Origin of the sequence: Streptomyces sp. NPDC090025 (assembly GCF_044748125.1) — a bacterium.
Classification (GTDB): Bacteria; Actinomycetota; Actinomycetes; order Streptomycetales; family Streptomycetaceae; genus Streptomyces.
In genome coordinates this window covers 338,180-358,133 of sequence record NZ_JBIVFL010000005.1, presented here as the reverse complement: position 1 = coordinate 358,133, position 19,954 = coordinate 338,180, and the positions used below count along the sequence as shown (strand labels likewise).

16 protein-coding genes and 1 pseudogene are annotated in these 19,954 nt (G+C 74.9%); 9 read left to right on the top strand and 8 right to left on the bottom strand.

The features are described 5' to 3' along the window. Nucleotides 1-10 precede the first annotated feature (10 nt). The 3 genes from ACIPXM_RS15870 (at nt 11) to ACIPXM_RS15860 (ending at nt 3,381) form a co-directional block, all read left to right on the top strand. Nucleotides 11-493, top strand: a complete 483-nt coding sequence (locus ACIPXM_RS15870) for an NUDIX hydrolase (protein WP_401655490.1) — start codon at nt 11-13, stop codon at nt 491-493. Nucleotides 494-549: 56 nt separating this feature from the next. Beyond that, nucleotides 550-1,353 (top strand): 3-hydroxybutyrate dehydrogenase, encoded by an 804-nt coding sequence (locus ACIPXM_RS15865; protein ID WP_401655489.1) that lies wholly within the window; start codon nt 550-552, stop codon nt 1,351-1,353. A 96-nt stretch (nt 1,354-1,449) separates the two neighbouring features. After that, nucleotides 1,450-3,381 carry a helix-turn-helix domain-containing protein gene (locus ACIPXM_RS15860; RefSeq protein WP_401655488.1) on the top strand — a complete coding sequence of 644 codons (1,932 nt, stop codon included), beginning with the start codon at nt 1,450-1,452 and terminating at the stop codon, nt 3,379-3,381. Here the strand turns inward: ACIPXM_RS15860 and ACIPXM_RS15855 are convergent. Next, complete coding sequence (locus ACIPXM_RS15855; protein WP_401655487.1) at nt 3,359-4,225, bottom strand: polysaccharide deacetylase family protein; 867 nt, start codon at nt 4,223-4,225, stop codon at nt 3,359-3,361. The two genes, ACIPXM_RS15860 and ACIPXM_RS15855, sit on opposite strands and share 23 nt — an antisense overlap. A 228-nt stretch (nt 4,226-4,453) precedes the next feature. Here ACIPXM_RS15855 and ACIPXM_RS15850 point away from each other — a divergent pair, with 228 nt between their 5' ends. From ACIPXM_RS15850 to ACIPXM_RS15835, 4 genes are read left to right on the top strand one after another with little or no spacing between them, the layout of a single operon-like run. After that, nucleotides 4,454-5,173, top strand: a complete 720-nt coding sequence (locus ACIPXM_RS15850; protein WP_401655486.1) for a response regulator — start codon at nt 4,454-4,456, stop codon at nt 5,171-5,173. After that, complete coding sequence (locus tag ACIPXM_RS15845) at nt 5,170-6,669, top strand: ATP-binding protein (RefSeq protein ID WP_401655485.1); 1,500 nt, start codon at nt 5,170-5,172, stop codon at nt 6,667-6,669. The genes ACIPXM_RS15850 and ACIPXM_RS15845 overlap by 4 nt, the downstream gene beginning before the upstream one ends. Beyond that, nucleotides 6,666-7,295 (top strand): hypothetical protein, encoded by a 630-nt coding sequence (locus ACIPXM_RS15840; RefSeq protein ID WP_401655484.1) that lies wholly within the window; start codon nt 6,666-6,668, stop codon nt 7,293-7,295. Before ACIPXM_RS15845 ends, ACIPXM_RS15840 begins: the two co-directional genes overlap by 4 nt. Before the next feature lie 57 nt (nt 7,296-7,352). After that, a complete protein-coding gene (locus ACIPXM_RS15835; RefSeq protein WP_401655483.1) occupies nt 7,353-8,630 on the top strand; it encodes a CaiB/BaiF CoA transferase family protein in 1,278 nt (425 codons plus the stop codon). A gap of 67 nt (nt 8,631-8,697) precedes the next feature. On the opposite strand, the gene ACIPXM_RS15830 is transcribed toward ACIPXM_RS15835, so the two are convergent. Next, nucleotides 8,698-9,558, bottom strand: coding sequence for a LysR family transcriptional regulator (locus ACIPXM_RS15830; RefSeq protein WP_401655482.1), 861 nt, complete (start codon nt 9,556-9,558; stop codon nt 8,698-8,700). 69 nt (nt 9,559-9,627) lie between these two features. On the opposite strand from ACIPXM_RS15830, the gene ACIPXM_RS15825 reads away from it, so the two are divergent. Beyond that, nucleotides 9,628-10,647 carry an EamA family transporter gene (locus ACIPXM_RS15825; RefSeq protein WP_401655481.1) on the top strand — a complete coding sequence of 340 codons (1,020 nt, stop codon included), beginning with the start codon at nt 9,628-9,630 and terminating at the stop codon, nt 10,645-10,647. On the opposite strand, the gene ACIPXM_RS15820 is transcribed toward ACIPXM_RS15825, so the two are convergent. Continuing rightward, complete coding sequence (locus tag ACIPXM_RS15820; RefSeq protein WP_401655479.1) at nt 10,564-11,736, bottom strand: AI-2E family transporter; 1,173 nt, start codon at nt 11,734-11,736, stop codon at nt 10,564-10,566. The genes ACIPXM_RS15825 and ACIPXM_RS15820 overlap by 84 nt on opposite strands. 133 nt (nt 11,737-11,869) lie before the next feature. Continuing rightward, nucleotides 11,870-12,853, bottom strand: a complete 984-nt coding sequence (locus ACIPXM_RS15815; RefSeq protein WP_401655478.1) for a serine/threonine dehydratase — start codon at nt 12,851-12,853, stop codon at nt 11,870-11,872. A gap of 213 nt (nt 12,854-13,066) precedes the next feature. Here ACIPXM_RS15815 and ACIPXM_RS15810 point away from each other — a divergent pair, with 213 nt between their 5' ends. Then, nucleotides 13,067-15,475 carry an MFS transporter gene (locus ACIPXM_RS15810; protein ID WP_401655558.1) on the top strand — a complete coding sequence of 803 codons (2,409 nt, stop codon included), beginning with the start codon at nt 13,067-13,069 and terminating at the stop codon, nt 15,473-15,475. On the opposite strand, the gene ACIPXM_RS15805 is transcribed toward ACIPXM_RS15810, so the two are convergent. The 4 genes and pseudogenes from ACIPXM_RS15805 to ACIPXM_RS15790 form a co-directional block, all read right to left on the bottom strand. Beyond that, nucleotides 15,465-16,583, bottom strand: coding sequence for a C45 family autoproteolytic acyltransferase/hydolase (locus ACIPXM_RS15805; protein ID WP_401655477.1), 1,119 nt, complete (start codon nt 16,581-16,583; stop codon nt 15,465-15,467). The two genes, ACIPXM_RS15810 and ACIPXM_RS15805, sit on opposite strands and share 11 nt — an antisense overlap. Nucleotides 16,584-16,628: 45 nt before the next feature. Further along, nucleotides 16,629-18,080, bottom strand: a complete 1,452-nt coding sequence (locus ACIPXM_RS15800) for a purine-cytosine permease family protein (protein ID WP_401655476.1) — start codon at nt 18,078-18,080, stop codon at nt 16,629-16,631. A 252-nt stretch (nt 18,081-18,332) separates the two neighbouring features. Next, nucleotides 18,333-18,680: pseudogene (locus ACIPXM_RS15795) on the bottom strand (BlaI/MecI/CopY family transcriptional regulator); the annotation flags it as partial. 419 nt (nt 18,681-19,099) lie between these two features. Beyond that, nucleotides 19,100-19,861, bottom strand: a complete 762-nt coding sequence (locus tag ACIPXM_RS15790; RefSeq protein WP_401655475.1) for a hypothetical protein — start codon at nt 19,859-19,861, stop codon at nt 19,100-19,102. Nucleotides 19,862-19,954: the final 93 nt, after the last annotated feature.

The window sequence follows — 19,954 nt, the reverse complement described above, 5'->3', positions numbered from 1 at the left end:
GGTCGGGGGTATGGGCACTCCCGATTTCATCCGTGACATCCGCGTCTCCGCCGGGCATCAGCTGCTGTTCCTGCCGGGCGTCTCCGCCGTCGTCTTCGACGACCGGGGGCGGGTGCTGCTCGGCCGCCGGGCCGACAACGGGATGTGGGCCGTCGTCGGCGGCATCGTCGAGCCCGGCGAGCAGCCCGCCGCCTGCGCGGTGCGCGAGGTGTACGAGGAGACCGGGGTGCGCTGCGAGGTCGAGCGGGTGGTGCTCGTCCAGACGCTCCGCAAGCCGGTCGTCTACCCCAACGGCGACCACTGCCAGTTCATGGACGTCTCGTTCCGCTGCCGGGCCGTCGGCGGCGAGGCCCGGGTGAACGACGAGGAGTCGACCGAGGTCGGCTGGTTCGCGCTCGACGCGCTCCCCGAGATGAAGCGCTTCTCCCACTTCCGGATCGAGCAGGCCCTGAAGAACGAACCGACATGGTTCGACCCCACACCCATGGGCTGAACTATGTGCCGGGCACCCATCGGTCGGGGGGTGGCGGCCTTCGTAGGGTGCGGGACATGAGCGCCCCCACCCCCTCGGGACCCGCACCCGGGTCCGTCAGCCTCGATCTCTCCGGGCGCACCGCGCTCGTCACCGGCGCGGCCGGCGGCATCGGCCGCGCCTGCGCGCTGCGGCTCGCCGCCGCCGGGGCGCGGGTCAGAGCCGTCGACCGGGATGCCGCCGGACTCGACGCGCTGGCCGGGGCGGCCGCCGCGCTGCCCGGCACGGTCGAGCCGCAGCTGCTCGACCTCACCGACCTCGACGCCGCGGAGGCCGCCGCGGCCGGCGCCGACATCCTGGTCAACAACGCCGGACTCCAGCTGGTCCGCCCCCTCCAGGACTTCCCGCCGGACGTCTTCCACACCGTCCTCACCGTGATGCTGGAGGCACCGTTCCGGCTGATCAGGGGCGCCCTGCCGGAGATGTACGCGCGCGGGTGGGGCCGGATCGTGAACATCTCCTCCGTGCACGGGCTGCGCGCCTCCGCCTTCAAATCGGCGTACGTCGCCGCCAAGCACGGCCTGGAGGGCCTGTCCAAGACCGCCGCCCTCGAAGGCGCCCCGCACGGCGTCACCTCCAACTGCGTCAACCCCGGCTACGTCCGCACCCCGCTCGTCGAACGCCAGATAGCCGACCAGGCCGCCGCCCACGGCATCCCCGCCGCCCGCGTCCTGACCGAGGTGCTGCTCAAGGACACCGCGGTCAAGCGGCTCATCGAACCCGAGGAGGTCGCCGAGGCCGTGCTCTACCTCTGCGCCCCCGAGGCGTCCTTCCTCACCGGCACCTCCCTCGCCCTCGACGGCGGCTGGACCGCCCACTGAGGGCCGTCCGGCGGTGTCGCCCCACCCCTCCGTTGTCCACAGGCGGTTGTCCACAGGGCTGGTGCGACCCCACGTCCGACAGGTATCCCTGTGACCATGACCCACGAACAGGCCGTCTACCTGGAGCTCCTCGCCCGCGGCGCCGCCACCGAGGCGTACGACCGCCCCGTGCTGCTCGCCCGCGCGAGCGGCGCGGGGCCCGCGGAGCTGGCCGAGCTCGAACAGGCCAAGCAGCTCGCGCTGCGGGTGCGCGCCGACCTGGAGGGCCGACGGCGCCGCGAGGCCGAGCTGTCGGCGCTGTTCGAGACCGCGCACGACCTCGCGGGGCTCCGCGACCTCGACGACGTGCTGCGCGCCATCGTGCAGCGCGCCCGCTCCCTGCTCGGCACCGAGGTCGCCTACCTCAGCCTCAACGACCCCGCCGCGGGCGACACCTACATGCGGGTCACCGAAGGCTCCGTCTCCGCGAAGTTCCAGCAGCTGCGCCTCGGCATGGGCGAAGGACTCGGCGGGCTCGTCGCCCAGACCGCCCGGCCCTACGTCACCGACGACTACATGAAGGACAGCCGCTTCCAGCACACCCGCACCATCGACACCGCCGTCGGGGACGAGGGCCTGACCGCCATCCTCGGCGTGCCGCTCACCCTCGGCAGCCAGGTCATCGGCGTGCTCTTCGCCGCCGACCGGCGCGCCCGCGTCTTCGAACGCGAACAGGTCGCCCTGCTCGGCTCCTTCGCCGCGCATGCCGCCGTCGCCATCGACACCGCCCATCTGCTCGCCGAGACCCGCACCGCCCTCGCCGAGCTGGAACGGGCCAACGACATCATCCGCGAGCACAGCGGGGTCATCGAGCGCGCCTCCGAGGTCCACGACCGGCTCACCGAACTCGTGCTGCGCGGCGGCGGGGTGACCGACGTCGCCGCCGCCGTCTCCGAAGTCCTCGGCGGCGCCGTCGAGTTCGTCGCGGAGCGGCCCGGGACGGGACCGGCGCCCGACGGGCACGCGGTCCGCGACGGCGACGACTGGATCGCCGAAGTGTCCGCGGGCGGCGAGAGCTTCGGCGCCCTGGTGCTGCGCGACCGGCCCGGACTCGACCCGGTCGACCTGCGCACCCTGGAGCGGGCCGCGCTCGTCACCTCGCTGCTGCTGCTCGCCCGGCGCTCCGCCGGGGAGGCCGAGCAGCGGGTCCGCGGCGAGCTCCTCGACGACCTGCTCGACGCGCCCGACCGCGACCCGCGGCTGCTGCGCGACCGGGCCGCCCGGCTCCGTACCGACGCGGACGCACCCCATGTGGTGCTCGCCGCCCGCATCGACCGCGCGGGCACCGGGGGAGCACCCGGGGGAGGGGCCGACGAGAACGGGCGGGCCGAGGACGGGGCGCGCGCCAGCGCCGACCGGCAGCGGCTCCGCTCCGCCGCCTCCCATCTGGCCGCCACCCGGCACGGCCTGGCGTCCGCCCGGGACGGCGGCACCGTCCTGCTGCTGCCGCTCGGCCCCGGCGAGAGCGCCGCCGAGCTGGCCCGGCAGACCGCCCGCCACCTCGGCGGGGCGCTGCGCGAACCCGTCACCGTCGGCGCCTCCGCGCCCGTCCCCGCGCCGCTCGCCCACCCCGACCGGGTCGCCCCCGCCTACCAGGAGGCCCGCCGCTGCCTGGAGGCACTGCGGCTGCTGCACCGCCAGGGCCAGGGCGCCGCCGCCGAGGACCTCGGCTTCCTCGGGCTGCTGCTCGCCGACACCCGCGACATCGAGGGCTTCGTCGAGCGGACCATCGGCCAGGTCGTCGCCTACGACACCCGTCGCGGCACCGACCTGGTCCGCACCATGGACGCCTACTTCGCCAGCGGCATGAGCCCGGCCCGTACCAAGGACGATCTGCACGTCCATGTGAACACCGTGGCCCAGCGGATCGAGCGGATAGGGCGCCTCCTCGGCCAGGACTGGCAATCGCCGTCCCGGGCCCTGGAGATACAGCTCGCGCTGCGCCTGCACGCCCTTTCCGCGGCCGTCAGCCCGCCTTCGGGAAACTGAACGCATAACCCTGTTCCTTGAACCACGGAAGGAGTTGCTCCAGCGCCTCCATCGTCTGGGCGCGATTTCCTCCGCCGTCGTGCATCAGCACCGTCGGGCCTTTCGCCAGCTGGTTCTTGACGGCTTTCACGATCCGTTCGGTGCCCGGCTGTTCGTAATCGCTCGGGTCGACGTTCCAGCCCAGATTGCGCATGCCCTCCGACGCGGCGATCTGACGGCTCTCCGGGGTGAAGGCACCGCCGGGCGCGCGGTAGTACCAGATCCGTTCGCCGCCCGACGCGGCGTCGATCATCGCCTTGGCGTCGAGTATCTCCTTGCGCTGGTGGTCGACCGGCTTCTTGTCCATCGCCGTGTCATGGCTGATCGAGTGGTCGCACAGCCGGTGCCCCTCCGCGATCACCCGCCTCACCAGCTCCGGATGCGCGGCGGCGTTCGGCCCCGTCATGCAGAACACCGCCTTGGCCTGGTACTTCTTCAGGAGCTCCAGGGCCTTCGGGGTCCAGCGGGGGTCCGGTCCGTCGTCCAGGGTGAGGTTCACCGTGCGGCCCTCGTCCTCCGAGCCGCGGACGATCGCCATGTCGACCTTCGGCGCCGGAAGGTCCGGCGAACCGCCGCGCACCGGACTTTCAGCACCCGGCTCGCCGCCCGCCCCGCTGGCCGTGGGATCGGTGCCACCGGACGAGTCCGCCGCCCCGGCCGGGCCGCCGATGGCCCCCGGCACGACGAACGCGGCGGCCAGCACGACCCCGGCGGCGGCCGCGACACCGAGCGTCCGGCCCTTTCCGCCCGCCGCCCGCCACACGGCGGCACGGCGCGCCGCCCGGTGTTCCGTACGGGAACGCACGACGCTTCCTTCGATGATCCGGTGACCGGTTTCCTCGGGCATTTCGTGGTTGTCGTTCATGTCACCGACGCGAACACGCCGGAGCGGCGGAACCGGGCCCCGTCATCGATCCATCACACAACACGAAAAGGCTCATCATTCGCGTCGAGCACACTGGTGACGAAAGGCGAGCGGAGATCCGGTGCACGATGGTTCCGGACCGACGGAAAAGCGGAGTCGCGAGGACCCATGACACGAGTGCTGCTGATCGAGGACGACCCCGCCGTGCGCAAGGGTGTCGAGCTGGCCCTGCGCCGCCGGGGCCACGAGATCGAGAGCGCGGCCAGCGGCGAGACCGGACTGCTCGCCCTGGACCGGGCCCAGCCCGAGCTCGTCCTGCTCGATCTGATGCTGCCCGGTATGAGCGGCCTTGAGGTCTGCCGCAGGATCCGGGAGACCCGGCAGATCCCGATCATCATCCTCTCGGCCAGAGGCGACGACATCGACATGGTCGTGGGCCTGGAGGCCGGGGCCGACGACTACATCGTGAAACCCGCGAGCGGCGAGGTCCTGGAGGCCCGGATGAAGGCCGTGCTCCGCCGCGTCGTCCCCCCGGCGCCGCTCGGCCCGGACGGCACGCCCGCCGCCGGAGGCACCCCGGCCACCGGCCCCGAGACCCACGGCGCGCTCACCGTCGACCGGGCCGCGCTGCTCGTCGCCAAGAACGGCACCGAACTGGTCCTCGCCCCCTCCGAGCTGAAACTGCTGCTCTTCCTCAGCGCCACCCCCGGCCAGGTCTTCAGCCGCCAGCAGCTCCTCGAACAGGTCTGGGAGCACAGCTTCTACGGCGACGCCCGGCTCGTCGACGCCTGTGTGATGCGGCTGCGCGGCAAGGTCGAGGACGACCCCCGCCACCCGCTGTACGTGCAGACCGTACGCGGTTTCGGCTACCGGTTCGGCCCGCTGTGACCACCCCCGGCCGCCGCCGGTCCCGGTTCCGGTTTCGGTTCCGGCGCCGTCCCGGCCTGCGCAGCCGTCTCGTCATCGCCTTCCTCGGGGTGTCCGCGCTCAGCGCCCTGATCACCGCCGCGCTCACCTTCCGGCAGGCCAGGGCCGCCATCCTCGACCGGGCCCAGGAGACCGCCGTACGCGACCTGCGCGCCCAGGCGTCGTCCCTCGCGCCCGACGTGCCGATCCCGCCGACCACCGCCGACCTGCGCAACGTGGTGCTCCAGCTCGACCGGGCCGGTGCCTCGCGCGGCTGGCACACCGAGGCCGCGTACGACGACGGCGAAGCGGTCGCCGGACAGCCCGAAGGACCCGGCCTGCCCGACGGCCTGCGCGGCGCCGTCGAGGACCGCGACGAGGCCGTCTACCAGCGCTACGAGCGGTACGGCGAGCCCTGGCTCGCGGTCGGCGTGCCCGTACGCTTCGCCGACAGCGCCGCACCCTCGGGACTCACCGTCTACACCACCTTCCCGCTCGACGAGCAGCGCGCCGACATCGCCGCCCTGGTCACCGCCGCCGAGGCGGGCGCGATCCCGGCCCTGGTGCTCGCCGTGGTGCCCGCGCTGCTCGCCGGACGCCGGGTGCTGCGCCCGGTGCGCGAACTGCGCGGCGCCGCCGAGCGGATCACCGACGGCGCCCTCGACACCCGCCTCGACGCCACCGGCGGCGACGAACTCGCCGACCTCGGCCGCACCTTCAACACCATGGCCGCGACCCTCGAACGCGACGACGCCGAACTGCGCCGCCTGGAGGCGGGCGCCCGCCGGTTCGCCGCCGACGTCTCCCACGAACTGCGCACCCCGCTGGCCGCGATGAGCGCCGTCACCGAGGTCCTCGACGAGGACGCCGCATCCGGCCGGCTCGACCCCGACACCGCCGAGGCGGTCCAGCTGATCAGCGACGAGACCCGCAAACTGGCCCGGATGGTCGAGGACCTGATGGAGATCTCCCGCTTCGACGCGGGCGCCGCCGCCCTCCACCTCGACGAGGTGGACGTCGCCGAGGCCGTCCGCAAGACCGTCCAGCTGCGCGGCTGGACCGGCGACCAGGTACGCGTCGACGTGCCCGCGGGACTGCGCGCCGGGCTCGACCCGCGCCGCGTCGACGTCGTCCTCGCCAACCTCGTCGGCAACGCCCTGCGGCACGGCGGCGCGCCCGTCGACGTCCGGGCCCGGGCCGAGGGCGCCGGGACCCGCCTGGTGATCGAGGTCGCCGACCACGGGCCCGGCATCCCCGACGAGGTGCTGCCGCACGTCTTCGACCGCTTCTACAAGGCCGACTCGGCCCGTACCCGCTCCGAGGGCAGCGGACTCGGCCTCGCCATCGCCCGGGAGAACGTCCGGCTGCACGGCGGCACCCTCACCGCCGCCAACGCCCCCGGCGGCGGCGCGGTGTTCACCCTCGACCTGCCGCTCGCCGCACGACCGGAGACCGAGCCGGAGGAGGGCGCCGGATGACCGCCACCCACCGCCCGGCGCGGGCCCGCCGCGCCGCCGCCGCGGCCCTCGGCGCCCTCCTCTCCCTCGCCGCGCTCGCCGGCTGCGGGATCTCCACCACGGGCCCGGTGTCGGCCGGGGCGCCCGCCGTCGGCGCCAACCGGCCCGGCACCGCCATCGACGACGCCCATCTGCTGTTCGTCGGCCCGTACGGGCTGCGCTACGCGGCCCGTACGGTGTCCCCGTCGGCCGGCCCGCAGGAGGCCGTCGACCTGCTCCTGGAAGGACCCACCGCGGCGGAGCGGGAACGCGGCCTGGTCACTCTGGTGCCCGCGAGGTTGAAGGGCGCGGTCACCGCCGCCCGTACCGGCGAGCACCAGGTCGACCTGCATCTGCCGGTGAGCGTCGCGCGGCTGGAGCAGGCGGCGGTCAGCCAGCTCGCCTGCACGGCGGCGAAGGCCGTCGACGTCGATCAGACCAAGGTCCTGGTCCGGGTGCGCGAGCCGGAGGTCGCCGGGGTCTGGCCGCTGCGCTGCGACGCCTCCGGCAGTGCCTACCCGGCCGAGGCCGACAAGCGGACGTCCGGCGCGACCCCGACCCCGACCCCGGCCCCGGGTGCGGCCCCGGCCGCCGGTGGGGGCGCGTAGGGTCGAGGAGCCCGCCCCTGCCCGCCTCGCCCGCGCCCGTACGCCCCTGGAGACCGTATGACGGACCGCCCGCACCGCGACGAGATCCGCACCGGCGCGAGCCCCACCGGACCGGCCACCGGCCAGCGCGGACCGGCCGCCGACCAGGACGGGGCGCTGCCGCTCGCGGGCATCACCGTCGTCAGCCTCGAACAGGCGGTGGCCGCGCCCTTCGCCACCCGCCAGCTCGCCGACCTCGGCGCCCGGGTGATCAAGATCGAGCGGCCGGGGGAAGGGGACTTCGCCCGGCGGTACGACACGACCGTGCACGGCGAGTCCAGCTATTTCGTCTGGCTCAACCGGTCGAAGGAGTCGCTCACCCTCGACCTGAAGACCGACGCGGGCCGGGCCGTCATGGAACGGCTGCTCGCCGGGGCCGACGTGTTCGTGCAGAACCTGGCCCCCGGCGCCGCCGCCCGCCTCGGCCTCGGCCCCGAGGCACTGGCGGAACGATTCCCCACGCTGATCACGGCCGGGCTCTCCGGGTACGGCACCACCGGACCGTGGGCCGAGCGCAAGGCGTACGACCTGCTCGTGCAGTGCCAGACCGGCCTGGTCTCGCTCACCGGCAACGAACACGGCACCGCACGCGCCGGGATCTCGGTCGCCGACATCGCCGCGGGCATGTACCTGCACACCGGCATCCTCACCGCGCTGTTCACCCGCGCCACCACCGGGGTGGCCCGCGCGGTCGAGGTCTCGCTCTTCGAGGCGCTCGCCGAGTGGATGCACCAGCCCGCCTACTACACCCGGTTCGGCGGCACCCAGCCGCCGCGCATCGGCACCCGGCACGCCACCATCGCCCCGTACGGCGCGTTCACCGCCGCCGACGGCCACGACGTGCTGTTCTCGATCCAGAACGAACGCGAATGGGCCGCCCTGTGCGAACGGTTCCTGGGCAGGCCCGACCTCACCGCCGACCCGCGCTTCGCCACCGGCGCCGCCCGGGTCGCCCACCGCGCGGAGCTCGACGCGCTGGTCGCCGCGCGGTTCGCGGACCTCGACGCCGCCGAGGCGGGCCGGATCCTGGACGCGGCCGGGATCGCCAACGCCGGGGTCAACGACATGGCGGCCTTCCTCGACCACCCGGTGCTCGCCGCCCGCGACCGCTGGCGCGAGGTCCCGCTCCCCGGCGGCCCGACCGTCCCCGCCCTGCTGCCGCCGGTCGACCTCGCCGGGACCCGGCCCCGGATGGATCCGGTGCCCGCCGTCGGCGAGCACACCGAACGGATCCTCGCGGAACTGGGGTACGGGGCGCGGGACATCGCGGACCTGCGCGCCGGGCACGCCGTCTGACCCGTGCGCACGCCGTCTGACCGGTACGCACGCCGTCTGACCGGTACGCACACCGGTCACGGCGCCGTCAGCCCTCCCGGTACAGCGCCGTGAGCAGTTCGATCACCGCCTGCGTCGCCGGGTGCGGGTCGTCGCGCCACCACACGAGCCGGACCGCGACCGGCTCGGCGTCGCGCACCGGGCGGTAGACCACGCCCGGCCTGCGGTACTGACTGGCCGTCGCCTCCGCGCTCATCCCGATCCGGCGGCCGGTGGAGATCGCGGTGAGCCAGTCGTCCACGTCGTACGTCTCCTCCGTCGCCGGGCGCGCGTCCGGCGGCCACAGCTCCGGCGTCGTGCTGCCGGTGCGCCGGTCGACCAGCAGGGTGTGCCCGCTGAGGTCCGCGAGCCGTACCGAGCGGCGCCCGGCCAGCGGGTCGTCGGCGGCCATCGCGCAGACCCGCCGCTCCAGACCGACGATCGCCGTGTCGAACCGCCGGTCCCGGTCGGGCAGCGGCGCCCGCAGCACGGCCAGATCGCTGGAGCCCTCGGCGAGCCCCGCGGTCGGCGAGTTCACCCGGACCAGCTGGAGTTCCGTATCGGGCCGGGCGGCGGCCCAGCGGCGCTGGAACGCCGGGGTGTGGCGGCCGAGCGCCGACCACGCGTACCCGATCCGCAGCGCGCCCTCCCCGGCCACCGCCACCCGCACCAGCTCGTCGGCCTCGCCGAGCACCCGGCGCGCCTGCGCCACCACCCGGGCGCCGGTGGCCGTCGGGGTCACCGAGCGCGAGGTGCGGCGCAGCAGCCGCACGCCCAGGGCCCGTTCCAGAGCGGCCAGGGTGCGCGAGACGGCCGCCTGGGACACCCCGAGGACATGGGCGGCGTCCGTGAAGCCGCCCTCGTCGACGATCGCCACGAGGAAGCGGAGCTGGCGCAGTTCCATGTCCATACGCTCAGCGTATCGATCGCTTCCGGCCATGCATTTTGTGCAAGCGACCCCGGGGAGGAGCATCGGGCCATGCCTGCTGCCGCCCCCACCCCGCCCTCGTCGTCCGCCTCTTCGTCGTCGTCGGTCGCCGCCCCCGCTCCCGCTCCCGCTCCCGCTCCCGCCGCCGTGCCTGCGCCGGCACGCCGGACCTCGGCGGCCGGGGTCGCCGCCATGCTCGGCAGCGGTCTGTCCAACCAGATCGGCGCCGCGACCGGCTCCCTCGCGTTCCCCGTGCTCGGCCCGGTGGGCGTGGTGGCGGTCCGTCAGTACGTCGCCGCGGTCGTGCTGTGCGCGGTCGGGCGGCCCCGGCTCCGCTCCTTCACCCGGCACCAGTGGTGGCCGGTGCTCCTGCTCGGCGTGGTGTTCGGCACCATGAACCTCTGCCTCTACACGGCCATCGACCGGATCGGTCTCGGCCTCGCGGTGACCCTGGAGTTCCTCGGCCCGCTCACCATCGCGCTCGCCGCCGCCCGCCGCCGGGTCGACGCCTGCTGCGCGCTGCTCGCGCTGGCCGGGGTGGTCGTCCTGATGCGCCCGCAGCCGCTCGCGGACTACGCGGGGATGGGCTTCGGCCTGCTCGGGGCCGCGTCCTGGGCCGCGTACATCCTGCTCAACCGCACCATAGGCACCCGGATCCCCGGCGCGCAGGGCGCCGCCGCGGCGGCCCTGGTCTCCGCCCTCGCGTTCGTCCCGATCGGCGCCCTGACCATGGCCCACCACCGGCCGACGCCCGCCACGCTCGGCTACGCGGTGGCGGCGGGCGTGCTGTCCTCGGCCGTGCCCTACCTGGTCGACCTGCTGACCCTGCGCCAGGTGCCGGCGGCGGCCTTCGGTCTGTTCATGAGCGTCAATCCGGTGCTCGCGGCGTTCGTCGGGTGGACCGGTCTCGGCCAGCGGCTCGGCTGGGCGGACGCGGCGGCGATCGGCGCGGTCGTCACGGCCAACGCCGTGAGCATCCTCAGCTCCTCACGCGCCAGGACCACCGCCGGGGCCGTCACCGCTCCCGTCGCCCCCGCTGCCCCCGCCGGTCCGGTCGGTCCCGTCGGCTGACGCGCCGCCGGGCGGTGCCGGAGCCGGGCCGGCCGTGGTCGTACGGGCCGCCCGCAGCGCCGTGTACACCGACCACACCACCGACACCAGCGGCACCGCCGTCACCGCGCCCACGATGCCCGCCGCGATCGAGCCCGCGATCACCGAGATCGCCACCACCAGCGGATGCAGCCGCACCGCCCAGCTCATCACCAGCGGGTGCAGGAGATGCCCCTCGATCTGGCCGATCACCACGATCAGCGCGATCACCACCGCCGCCACCCACGGCCCCTTGGCCGCGAGCGCCACCACGGCCGCGACCGCGAGCGCGACCGGCGAACCGATCAGCGGGACGAACGCCGCCCCGAACTCCAGCAGTGCGAGCGGCACCGCCAACGGCACCCCGAGCAGCCACAGCGCGATCCCCACCAGGACCGCGTTCGTCGCCGCCACCAGCACGATGCCGTGGGTGTAGCCGGTGAAGGTCCGCCACGCCGCCCGGCCGCCGATCCGCGCCCGCTCCCGTACCGACGCGGGCAACTGCTCCCGGAACCAGGCCCACTGCCGGTCGCCCGAGTGGATGAAGAACACCGCGCAGAACAGTGCCAGGGCGAGCGTGGTGAGCACCGCGACCAGCCGCCCCGCACCGCTCACCGCCTGGCTCACCAGCGTCGAGCGGTGACTGGAGAGGAACTCCCCGATCCGGGACTGCACATCGGACAGCGCCTTCGGATTCAGCCGGAACGGCGGCTGCTCCAGCCAGTGCTCGATCCGGCCCACGCCGTCCCGGAACTCCCGCACCAGCGTCGTCCGCTCGCCCGCCACCGCCTCCCCGACCAGCGCGAGCACGCCGAGGACCAGCAGGATGCTGCCGAGCAGCGTGACCGCCACGGCGAGCGGCCGGGGCAGCACCCGGGCGACCAGATCCGCGACCGGCCGGAGCAGCGCGGTGAGCACCAGGCCCAGGAACACCGCCACCGCGATCTCGTGGAACCGCCCGAGCACCGCGAACAGCGCGTACACGAACGCGGCGACGACGAGCAGCCGCCACGCGTAGGCGGCGGCCGTACGGAGGAAGGGGGCGACCGCGGGGGGCGAGCCTGGCTGCATGGCCAACGAGGTACCACCCCACCGCACCCCGGCAACGCCCCGGCCCGCACATTCCCCCGACCGTGGCCGCCGGGTGCCCGACCCCGGATCCCCGTTCGACCCGGTCGGCCCCGTCGACCCGCTCGGCCATGTCCTAGTCCACGAGGTCGCCCGGGTCCGTGTTCGCGCCGCACAGCACCACGCACACCTTCTCGCCGGGCTCCGGCCGGTAGCCCGGCTCCCCGGACCCGGACCCGGCCGGGGCCGGGGCGAGGGCCGCCAGAGCGGTCGCGGCGGCGTGCTCGACGGCAAGGCGGTGGGACTGCCACAGGGCGCGGCGGGCCGCGACGATCGCGGTGTCCGGGACCAGCAGGGTGCGGACGTCCGGGTGGCGGGCGGCGGCGAGGGCGGCCGCGGAGACCCGGCGGGCGCCGAGCGAGTCGGCGGCGACCGAGTCGACCGTGACGTCCACCGGGGCGCCCGCGACGAGGGCCGCGTCGAGGGCCCGGCAGTTCTCGGGTTCCACCGCCACCACCCGGATGCCGTGCTCCCGGGCGGCCGCCGCGACCCCGGCGAACAGCCCGCCGCCGCCGACCGACACCACCACCGTGCCGAGCCCCGGCACCCGCTCCCTGAGCTCCTCCAGGAGGGTGCCCGCACCGGCCGCGATCAGCGGATGGTCGTACGCGTGCGAGGCCAGCGCCCCGCTGTGCGCGGCGAACTCCTCGCAGGCCGCGAGCGCCTCCGCGTACTCCGCACCGGCGAGCCGCACCTCGGCCCCGTAGCCGCGCAGCCGCTCGACCTTCACCCGGGGCGCCGTCTCCGGCAGGAACACCGTGGCCCGCACCCCCTGCCGCCGCGCCGCCCAGGCGCAGGCGAGGCCCGCGTTGCCGCCGGAGGCGATGGTCACCCCGGCCGGGGGCAGCGTGCCCGCCTCGGCGTGCGCCCGGAGGAAGTTGGTCGCGCCGCGCGCCTTGAACGATCCGGTGTGCTGGAGGAACTCCAGGGCCAGGAAGAGGTCGGGACGGTCGGGGGCGTCGGCGGTGCCGGGCTCCGCCCGGGCGACCGTGACCGGTCGGATGACATCGGCGACCCGCTCGACGGCGGCCTTCACCTCGGCGTGGCTGAGGGACTGCACGGTGCTGCCTCCAGGTGCGTGGCGACGGCGGCCGCCCGGTCCCGGGTGCCCGCCCGTGCATCCGATCATCGCACCCGGAGCCGTACCGGGGCCGGGCCGGGCGCGGGCCGGGGCCGCCCCCGGCGCGGGCCACCACCGCGCGGAACCGGCCTGATCGGCCCAAACACCCGCCCGTCCAGGGGAGTTGCACTATCCTGCCGCCTCGTGGAACAGATGACCGCAGCGGACCCGAGCCACATCGGCCCCTACCGTCTCATCGGCCGCCTCGGCGCGGGCGGCATGGGCCTGGTGTACCTGGGGCGCTCCGAGGCCGGGCGGACCGTGGCCGTGAAGGTCGTGCAGGCCGAGTACGCGGGGAACGCGGAGTTCCGCAGGCGCTTCGCCCGCGAGGTCGCCGCCGCGCGCCGGGTCGGCGGGGAGTGGACGGCGGCGGTGCTCGACGCCGACCCGGAGGCCGAGGTGCCCTGGGTGGCGACCCAGTACATACCCGGGCCCGACCTGCACACCGTGGTCGCCCGGGACTACGGGCCGCTGCCCGAGCACTCGGTGACGGCCCTCGCCAACCGGCTCGCCCTCGCCCTGCGGACCGTGCACGACGCCGGGCTGATCCACCGCGACCTCAAGCCCTCCAACGTGCTCGTCACCGTCGACGGACCCCGGGTCATCGACTTCGGCATCGCCCGGGCGATGGAGAGCCTCGCCGGGGACAGCCTCCACACCCGCACCGGGATGCTGATCGGCTCACCCGGCTTCATGTCCCCCGAGCAGGTCCGCGGCCGTGAACTCACCCCGGCCAGCGATGTGTTCTGTCTGGGCGCGGTGCTCGTGTACGCGGCGACCGGACGCATGCTGTTCGGCGCGGGCGACTCGGGGCTCAACGCCCATCTGTTCCGCGTCGCGGAGGAGGAGCCGGACCTCACCGGCGTACCGGCGCCGCTGGTGGAACTCGTACGGGCCTGTCTGGACAAGGATCCGGCCCGCCGCCCGACGCCCCAGCAGATCGCCGAACGGACCGCGACCGACCACCCGGACGAATGGCTGCCGGGCTCCGTACTCGCCCAACTCGGCCGTCACGCCGCAGGACTGCTCGACTTCGCGCCCCCGCTGCCCGCCGCTGCGGCGATGCCGCCCGCACCGACGGTGCCGCCCGTGGTGCCCGCGCAGCACGACCCCCGGGTGGCCCTCGCGTACGCGCCGACGGCGGGCGCCGCGCCGTACGCCCCGACCGCCCCGTCGGTGTCCCCTGCCGGGGCGCCGGGCGGCGGGCGGCGGCGCGGGGCGGTGCTGATCGCCGTGCTCGTGCTGCTGATGGTGGCGGTGGAGGCGAGCGTCTTCGCGGGCACCTACCAGGATCTCCGGGTCAGTCTCGACCTGGGGAGCGAAGAGGTCCTGCTCGCGTTCCGCGTGTACCTCGTCGGGTTCGCCGCCGCACTGCCCCTCGCCGGACACCTCGTCGACCGGATCGGCAACCGTGCCGCGCTGCTCGCGGGACTGTCGGGATTCCTGTCCGTCACGCTGCTGGAATGCGTCCTGGCGGCGGACGTCTTCGGCGAGGGGGCGACCCTCGGCGTGCTCGTCGCGGCCCGCGGAATCATGGGCGTCACCGCCGCACTGCTGACCGCCGGCGCCTTCGCGCTGATCACCAGGGGAGTCCCCGACCCGGGGGCGCGACGGCGGGCCTTCGTCGGCTTCGCCGCGGTGGTCGTGGGCGGTTCCGCCGTCGGCAGGCTCCTCACGGGAGCTGTCGAGGAGGGCCTGAACTGGCGGATCGGGCTCTACCTGATGGTCCCCTTCGCCGTCACCCTGGTGGCCATGACGCTGGGCAAGGTCGAGCGCCGGGCCCCGGCCGAGGGCCCGGGCACGCCCTTCGACGCCGCCGCGGTGCTGCTCGGCGGCGCCGGACTCGGCGCGCTGGCCTACGGCGGCGCGGTGCTCGACCCGTTCGACGAGCCGGAGCCGGTGAGCGCGGTCGTCACGGTGGCCGGTCTGCTGCTGTGTGCCGCGTTCGGGTGGCGGCAGCGGGCGGTGTGGCAGGCCCTCGCGGGCCCGGGCATCCTCGGCGGCCGCCGTCGGGCGGGCAGCTTCCTCGCACTCGGGCTGTTCACCGCCGCGCTGTTCGATCTGAGCTGGGCGTCCGACTTTCAACCGGTCGTCTACCACGAACTCGGGCCGACCGCGCAGGGCGGCGTGATGCTGTCCCTGCTCGTCGGCGCCCTCGCCGGTGCGGCGGTGGCCGGGCGGCGGGCGGCCGGGGCCGCCGGGACGAGGTCCTGCGTCGTCTGGGGCGGAATCCTGCTGGCCGCCGGGGCCGCGGTGCTGCCGCTGCGCCTGGACGCCGGTGGGGTGTTCGCCGTCGTGGCCGCCCTCGCGGTCGGCGGGTTCGGGGCCGGTCTCGCGCTCGCCCCGCTCTACGCGGACCTGGCCGACGACGCGCCCGCCGGGTTCGTCGGAGGCGTCGGAGCGCTCGCCGCCGCCGCCACGCAGGCCGGGGAGAGCGTCAACAGCGGGCTGATGAGCAGCACCGCGGCCCCGGATCTCATCGCCGTGGTGGGCCTGGCCGCCGCCCTGCTCGCCGCCCTCGTCGCCGGAACCCTCCTCCGCCCCCGCCGCGTCACGCCCTGAGCTGCCGCCACGGGCGGGTGAACCGCTCCGCCGGGGTGCCGTCCAGGACCTGGACGGTACGGGCCGCCGGGTCGAGGACCACGGTGGCGAGGCTCGCCCAGCGGCGGCCCAGCGGCGCGCCCGGCTCGGGCAGGCAGGTCACCGGCGGCTCGCCGGGACCGGTGACCAGCAGGCCCGCCGTCCGCTCCGGCACTCCGGCGGCGGCCCGCCCGGCGTCGAGGCCGGTGGGTCCGCCGTCGGCAAGCCGGTCGCGCAGGAAGCGGTAGCGCTCGCCCGAATCCGGCTGGTACAGCCGGGACTTCTCCTCGGCGGCGGGCACCGGGGTGAGGAAGTGGTTGGTGCGCAGATAGGTGTCGGCGCGGACCGGCGGGGCCTCGAAGACGCCGACCGGGCTGAGGTCGAGCAGCACCGTCCGGTCGGTGTCGAAGAGCAGGAACGAGCCTGACGAGGCCAGCGGCGCCGAGTGGACCAACTCCTCGGCGTGCGCGACGCTTTCGGCGTCCTCCAGGACGAGCGTGGCGAGCACGTGCACCGAGATGCCGCCGACGCCGTCGGCCTCGTGGCCGAGGATGTTGAAGTGCAGGGCCACCCCCGCGCTGTTGACGCCGATCTTGGCGAGGATGCCGTGCTCGGTCAGACCGACATAGCGGTGCGCGGCACCGCTGGACGCCACGGTGTGCCAGTACGGGGCGAGTTCGACGTGCCAGTCCCAGGTCTGCACCCCGACCGGCGACCCTGCCCCGGCCCCGGCGGGGCGACGGACCACGGTCGAGCACTCGCCCGGCGGTACGGCGGCCGAGCGGGCCAGTATTTCGGTACGGGCGTTCAGCGCGGCGATCCGCCAGACCTCCACCCCGGCGCCCTCGGCCACCCCCTCGATCTGCTCGCGCAGTCCTGGCCGGAACGCCCCGACCGCGTCCAGGGCCCGTTCGGCGTCCGCCCTGACCACCTCCGGCGCGATCCCGCCGAGGGCGAACAGCCGGTCGTACGTCTCGATGGCGCCGTGCAGTTCCGGGCCGAGCAGCCGCCCGCGCTCGGCGCCGCGACGGCGCGGGTCGGCGGCGGAGACGGCGAGGTGCGGACGGTGGGCGGGGCGCGGGAAGGGCACGGCTGCTCCGGGAGCGATCGGGGGTGAGAGGTGGCGGTGACGGGGTCAGGAGGCGCGGGTGGCGCGGGCGGGGAGGGTGCCCAGGGCGCGGGAGAGGCCCCAGTAGAGCGCGGCGGAGCCCAGGACGCCGACCGGGATCGCCAGGTTGAGGCCGTCGAGGGCGGCCGACACCGGTCCGGCCCACGAGGTGGAGCTGACGCAGAGGGTGGCGGCGAGCGCGCCGAGCAGGGTGGCGAGGGCGCCGGCCCAGTTGACGCCGCCGCGGTACCAGTAGGGGCCGGTGCGGCTCAGATCGTGCAGCGCGGCGCCGTCGTACCGGTTGCGGCGCAGCACGACATCGGTCGCGTACACGGCCATGCAGGGTCCGGTGACGACCACGACCAGTTCGAGGAGGGTGTTGACGGCGGTGAGGAAGTCGAAGACGAGGATCGCGAACAGGGTCATCGCGGTGCCGATGGCACCGACCACGAGGACGGCGGCGACGCGGGGCAGCCGTACCCCGATGGACTGCAGCGACAGCCCGGCGCTGTAGGCGGTCATGCCGTTGTTGGCGACCGTGTTGAGCACCACGCAGACGACGAACAGCGGCACCAGCCAGCCGGGCATCACGCTCTCCAGGGCGGCCTGCGGGTCGCTCATGTCGAGCGAGGTGGCGGCAAGGGCGCCGACCGTCGTGAACACCACGCTCGGCACGAAGGCGCCCGCCGCGGTCCACAGCGCGACGGCGGCCCGGCCGCTGTCACGGGGCAGATAGCGGGCCAGATCGGGGCTGTTCGCGTACGACAGGGGCGCGGAGGCCACCAGGGTGAGCCCGGAGGCGAGGGCGACCAGGTGGGCGGTGCCGGTGAGCGGCTCGGCGGGGGACCAGGAGAAGTCGGCGTGGCCGAGGACGAGCCCGGCGACGATCACGAAGACGACGGTGAGCAGCACGGTGAGGGCCGGGTAGAGCCGCACGATGGTGGCGTGGCCGTAGATCGCGACGAGCAGGGTCGCCCCGGCGATCAGACAGATCACCACGGCGTCCAGGGCGGGCGAGTCGGGCAGTCCGAGGCGGCCGGTGAGGCCGATGCCCGCGACGGAGGCGGCCGACCAGTTGAGCGCGAGGTAGAGCGCGGAGATCAGCCAGCCGGTGAGGGCGACCACCACCTTGTTGCCGAGGACGCCGTAGATGGCCCGGGAGACCACCGAGCCGGTGGTGCCGGAGGCCGGGCCGCTGATCGCGATGAAGCCGGTCAGCAGCCAGAACAGATTGCCGAGGACGATCAGGGCGAGGGCCTCGCCGAGCGGGAGGCCGATCAGGACGAGGGTGGCACCGACGACGAGGCTGAGATAGCTGACGTTCGGGGCGGCCCAGATCATGAACAGTTCACGGGGCGAGCCGTGCCGCTCGTCGTCCGGGACGCAGTCGATGCCCCGGCTCTCGACCTGGCCGGCCCGGTCGACTCCGGTGCGGTCGGCGTCCGGGGCGGACGCGGGGGACGCGGGGGTGGGAGGCATGGCAGGGGTCCTTGTCCGAGAGGGTGCGCCGGGTCCTCCGGGTACGTCGGCGGGCGGTGGGGGGTCACCGCCGGTGCACTCGGCTTCGCCAAGCGTTATTGGTTGGGCAACCAATAGCTTGTTGGTCCGCCATCCAATAGCCTGCCGGGTGTGGCGTCAACCCCTCGCCCGATCCTGATTCGTGCTCTCGGCCGCGTTCTCCGTCGCACGCTCCGGCGCGCTGTCGACCGCGCTCTCCGCCGTGCTCTCTGCCGTGCTCTCGACCGCGCGGCGCAGGGCGTCGCGTTCGGCCGCGTCGAGCCGTCCGATGAACGCGAGCAGGACGGCGGAGGGGTCGGCGCCCGCGGCGAGCCCGTCGGCCATCAGGGCGGCGGCGTAGTCCTCGCGGGTCGCGGCGGCCCGGTACACCCAGATCCGGCCGTCCCGGGAGCGGGTGAGGAAGTCCTTGTGGAAGAGGATCGTGGTCACCGTGGTGACGGTGGTGTAGGCCACGTCCCGGTGCCGGTTGATGTCGTCGACGATCTCGCGGACGGTGGCGGGCCGCCGCCACTCCCAGAAGCGGTCCATGATCTCCGCCTCCAGCTCGCCGAGCCTGCGCATCCCCGGATCCCCCTCCGCCGCCCTCGTCCGGCCCGGCCGACCGGCCCGGCGTCCGGGTCCGCGCCTGTGCCCGGGTCCGGGTCCGTGCCCGCGCGTCATCGTAGAGGCGCAGGTCGGGCCGGTCGGGGCGGTCGGCGGCAGGGGGCTGGCGTGATCACGCCATAGCGTGTTCACGCCAGCGGGAACCCCTGTCGGGGCGGGGTGGCCGCGGGCCACGATGCTGCTGCGACGCGCACCCCGCGGGTACCGGGGAGCAGGCGCGCGTCGGACGGCACGGACCGGGCGTGGCCCTGGAGGAGTCGGTCACGGGCGGGGAGCACTTCCCCCGCCCCTCGCCCGTGATCGCGGCACCGCCCGGTCCTGCCGTTCAACTGCCCGCGAAGGTACGGGGTGTGAGGCTTCGTCAGGAGTTGGATGGCTCAGGCGGAGAGGGCGTCGGGTCCCGCCGTCGCGCGCCATGCGGTGGCCAGGCCCGCCAGCCACGCGGGCGGGAGTTCGGCGGCGTCCCATTCCTCGCGCAGGTCGTCGGGCGTCGTGGTGAGGCGTTCCAGGACGGCGACGCTGGTGGGGGAGTGCAGCAGGGAGAAGCGGCCGTGGATCGCGATCGGGCTGCCCGGCCCGTACTCGGCGTACATGCGTGCCACGCGGCCGTGGTGGGCGTCGGTGAACGCGGTGAGCCTGCCCGCGTAGGCGGCGCGCTGACGGCTGGTCATGGTGGCCAGAACGGCGGTCAGGACCTGCTCGGAGACCTCGGGGTCGAGGTCGGAGACGCTGCTGAAGGAGAGGTAGAGCGGCAGCACGACCACCTTCGCGCGCTCCAGCTCCATCCGGCCGACCTTCGGGCGCGGACCCGGGTCGGCGCCGAACCCGGCCCCGCCGTCCGGTCCGACGGCCTCGCGCAGCGTCCGCTCGGCCCGGCCCCCGAGCCCGTCGGCGACGCTCTGGGCGCCGTCCAGCCAGCCCGAGGTGTACGGCTCGCCCTTGCCGTCCGGCGCGTCGCGCGCGTGGGCGTCGAGCTCCCGATGGGCCAGGGCGAGCGCCCCGGCCTCGACGAGGCCGATCAGCTCCTCGGCGTCACCGGAGTAGACCCCCGCGCGGGCGAGGAGTTGGACGAGGGTCGTCTTCGCGTTGCGGACGTCGGCCTCGTCCAGCCGGAGTCGGGTTTCCTCGGTGGCGTTCATGGGATCTCCTCGTCGCAGCGGCCGCGCCGCCGCGAGCCTACGTGGCCGGAGCCCCCGTCCGCTGCTGGACAGGTACGGGTCGGGGGCCTAGCC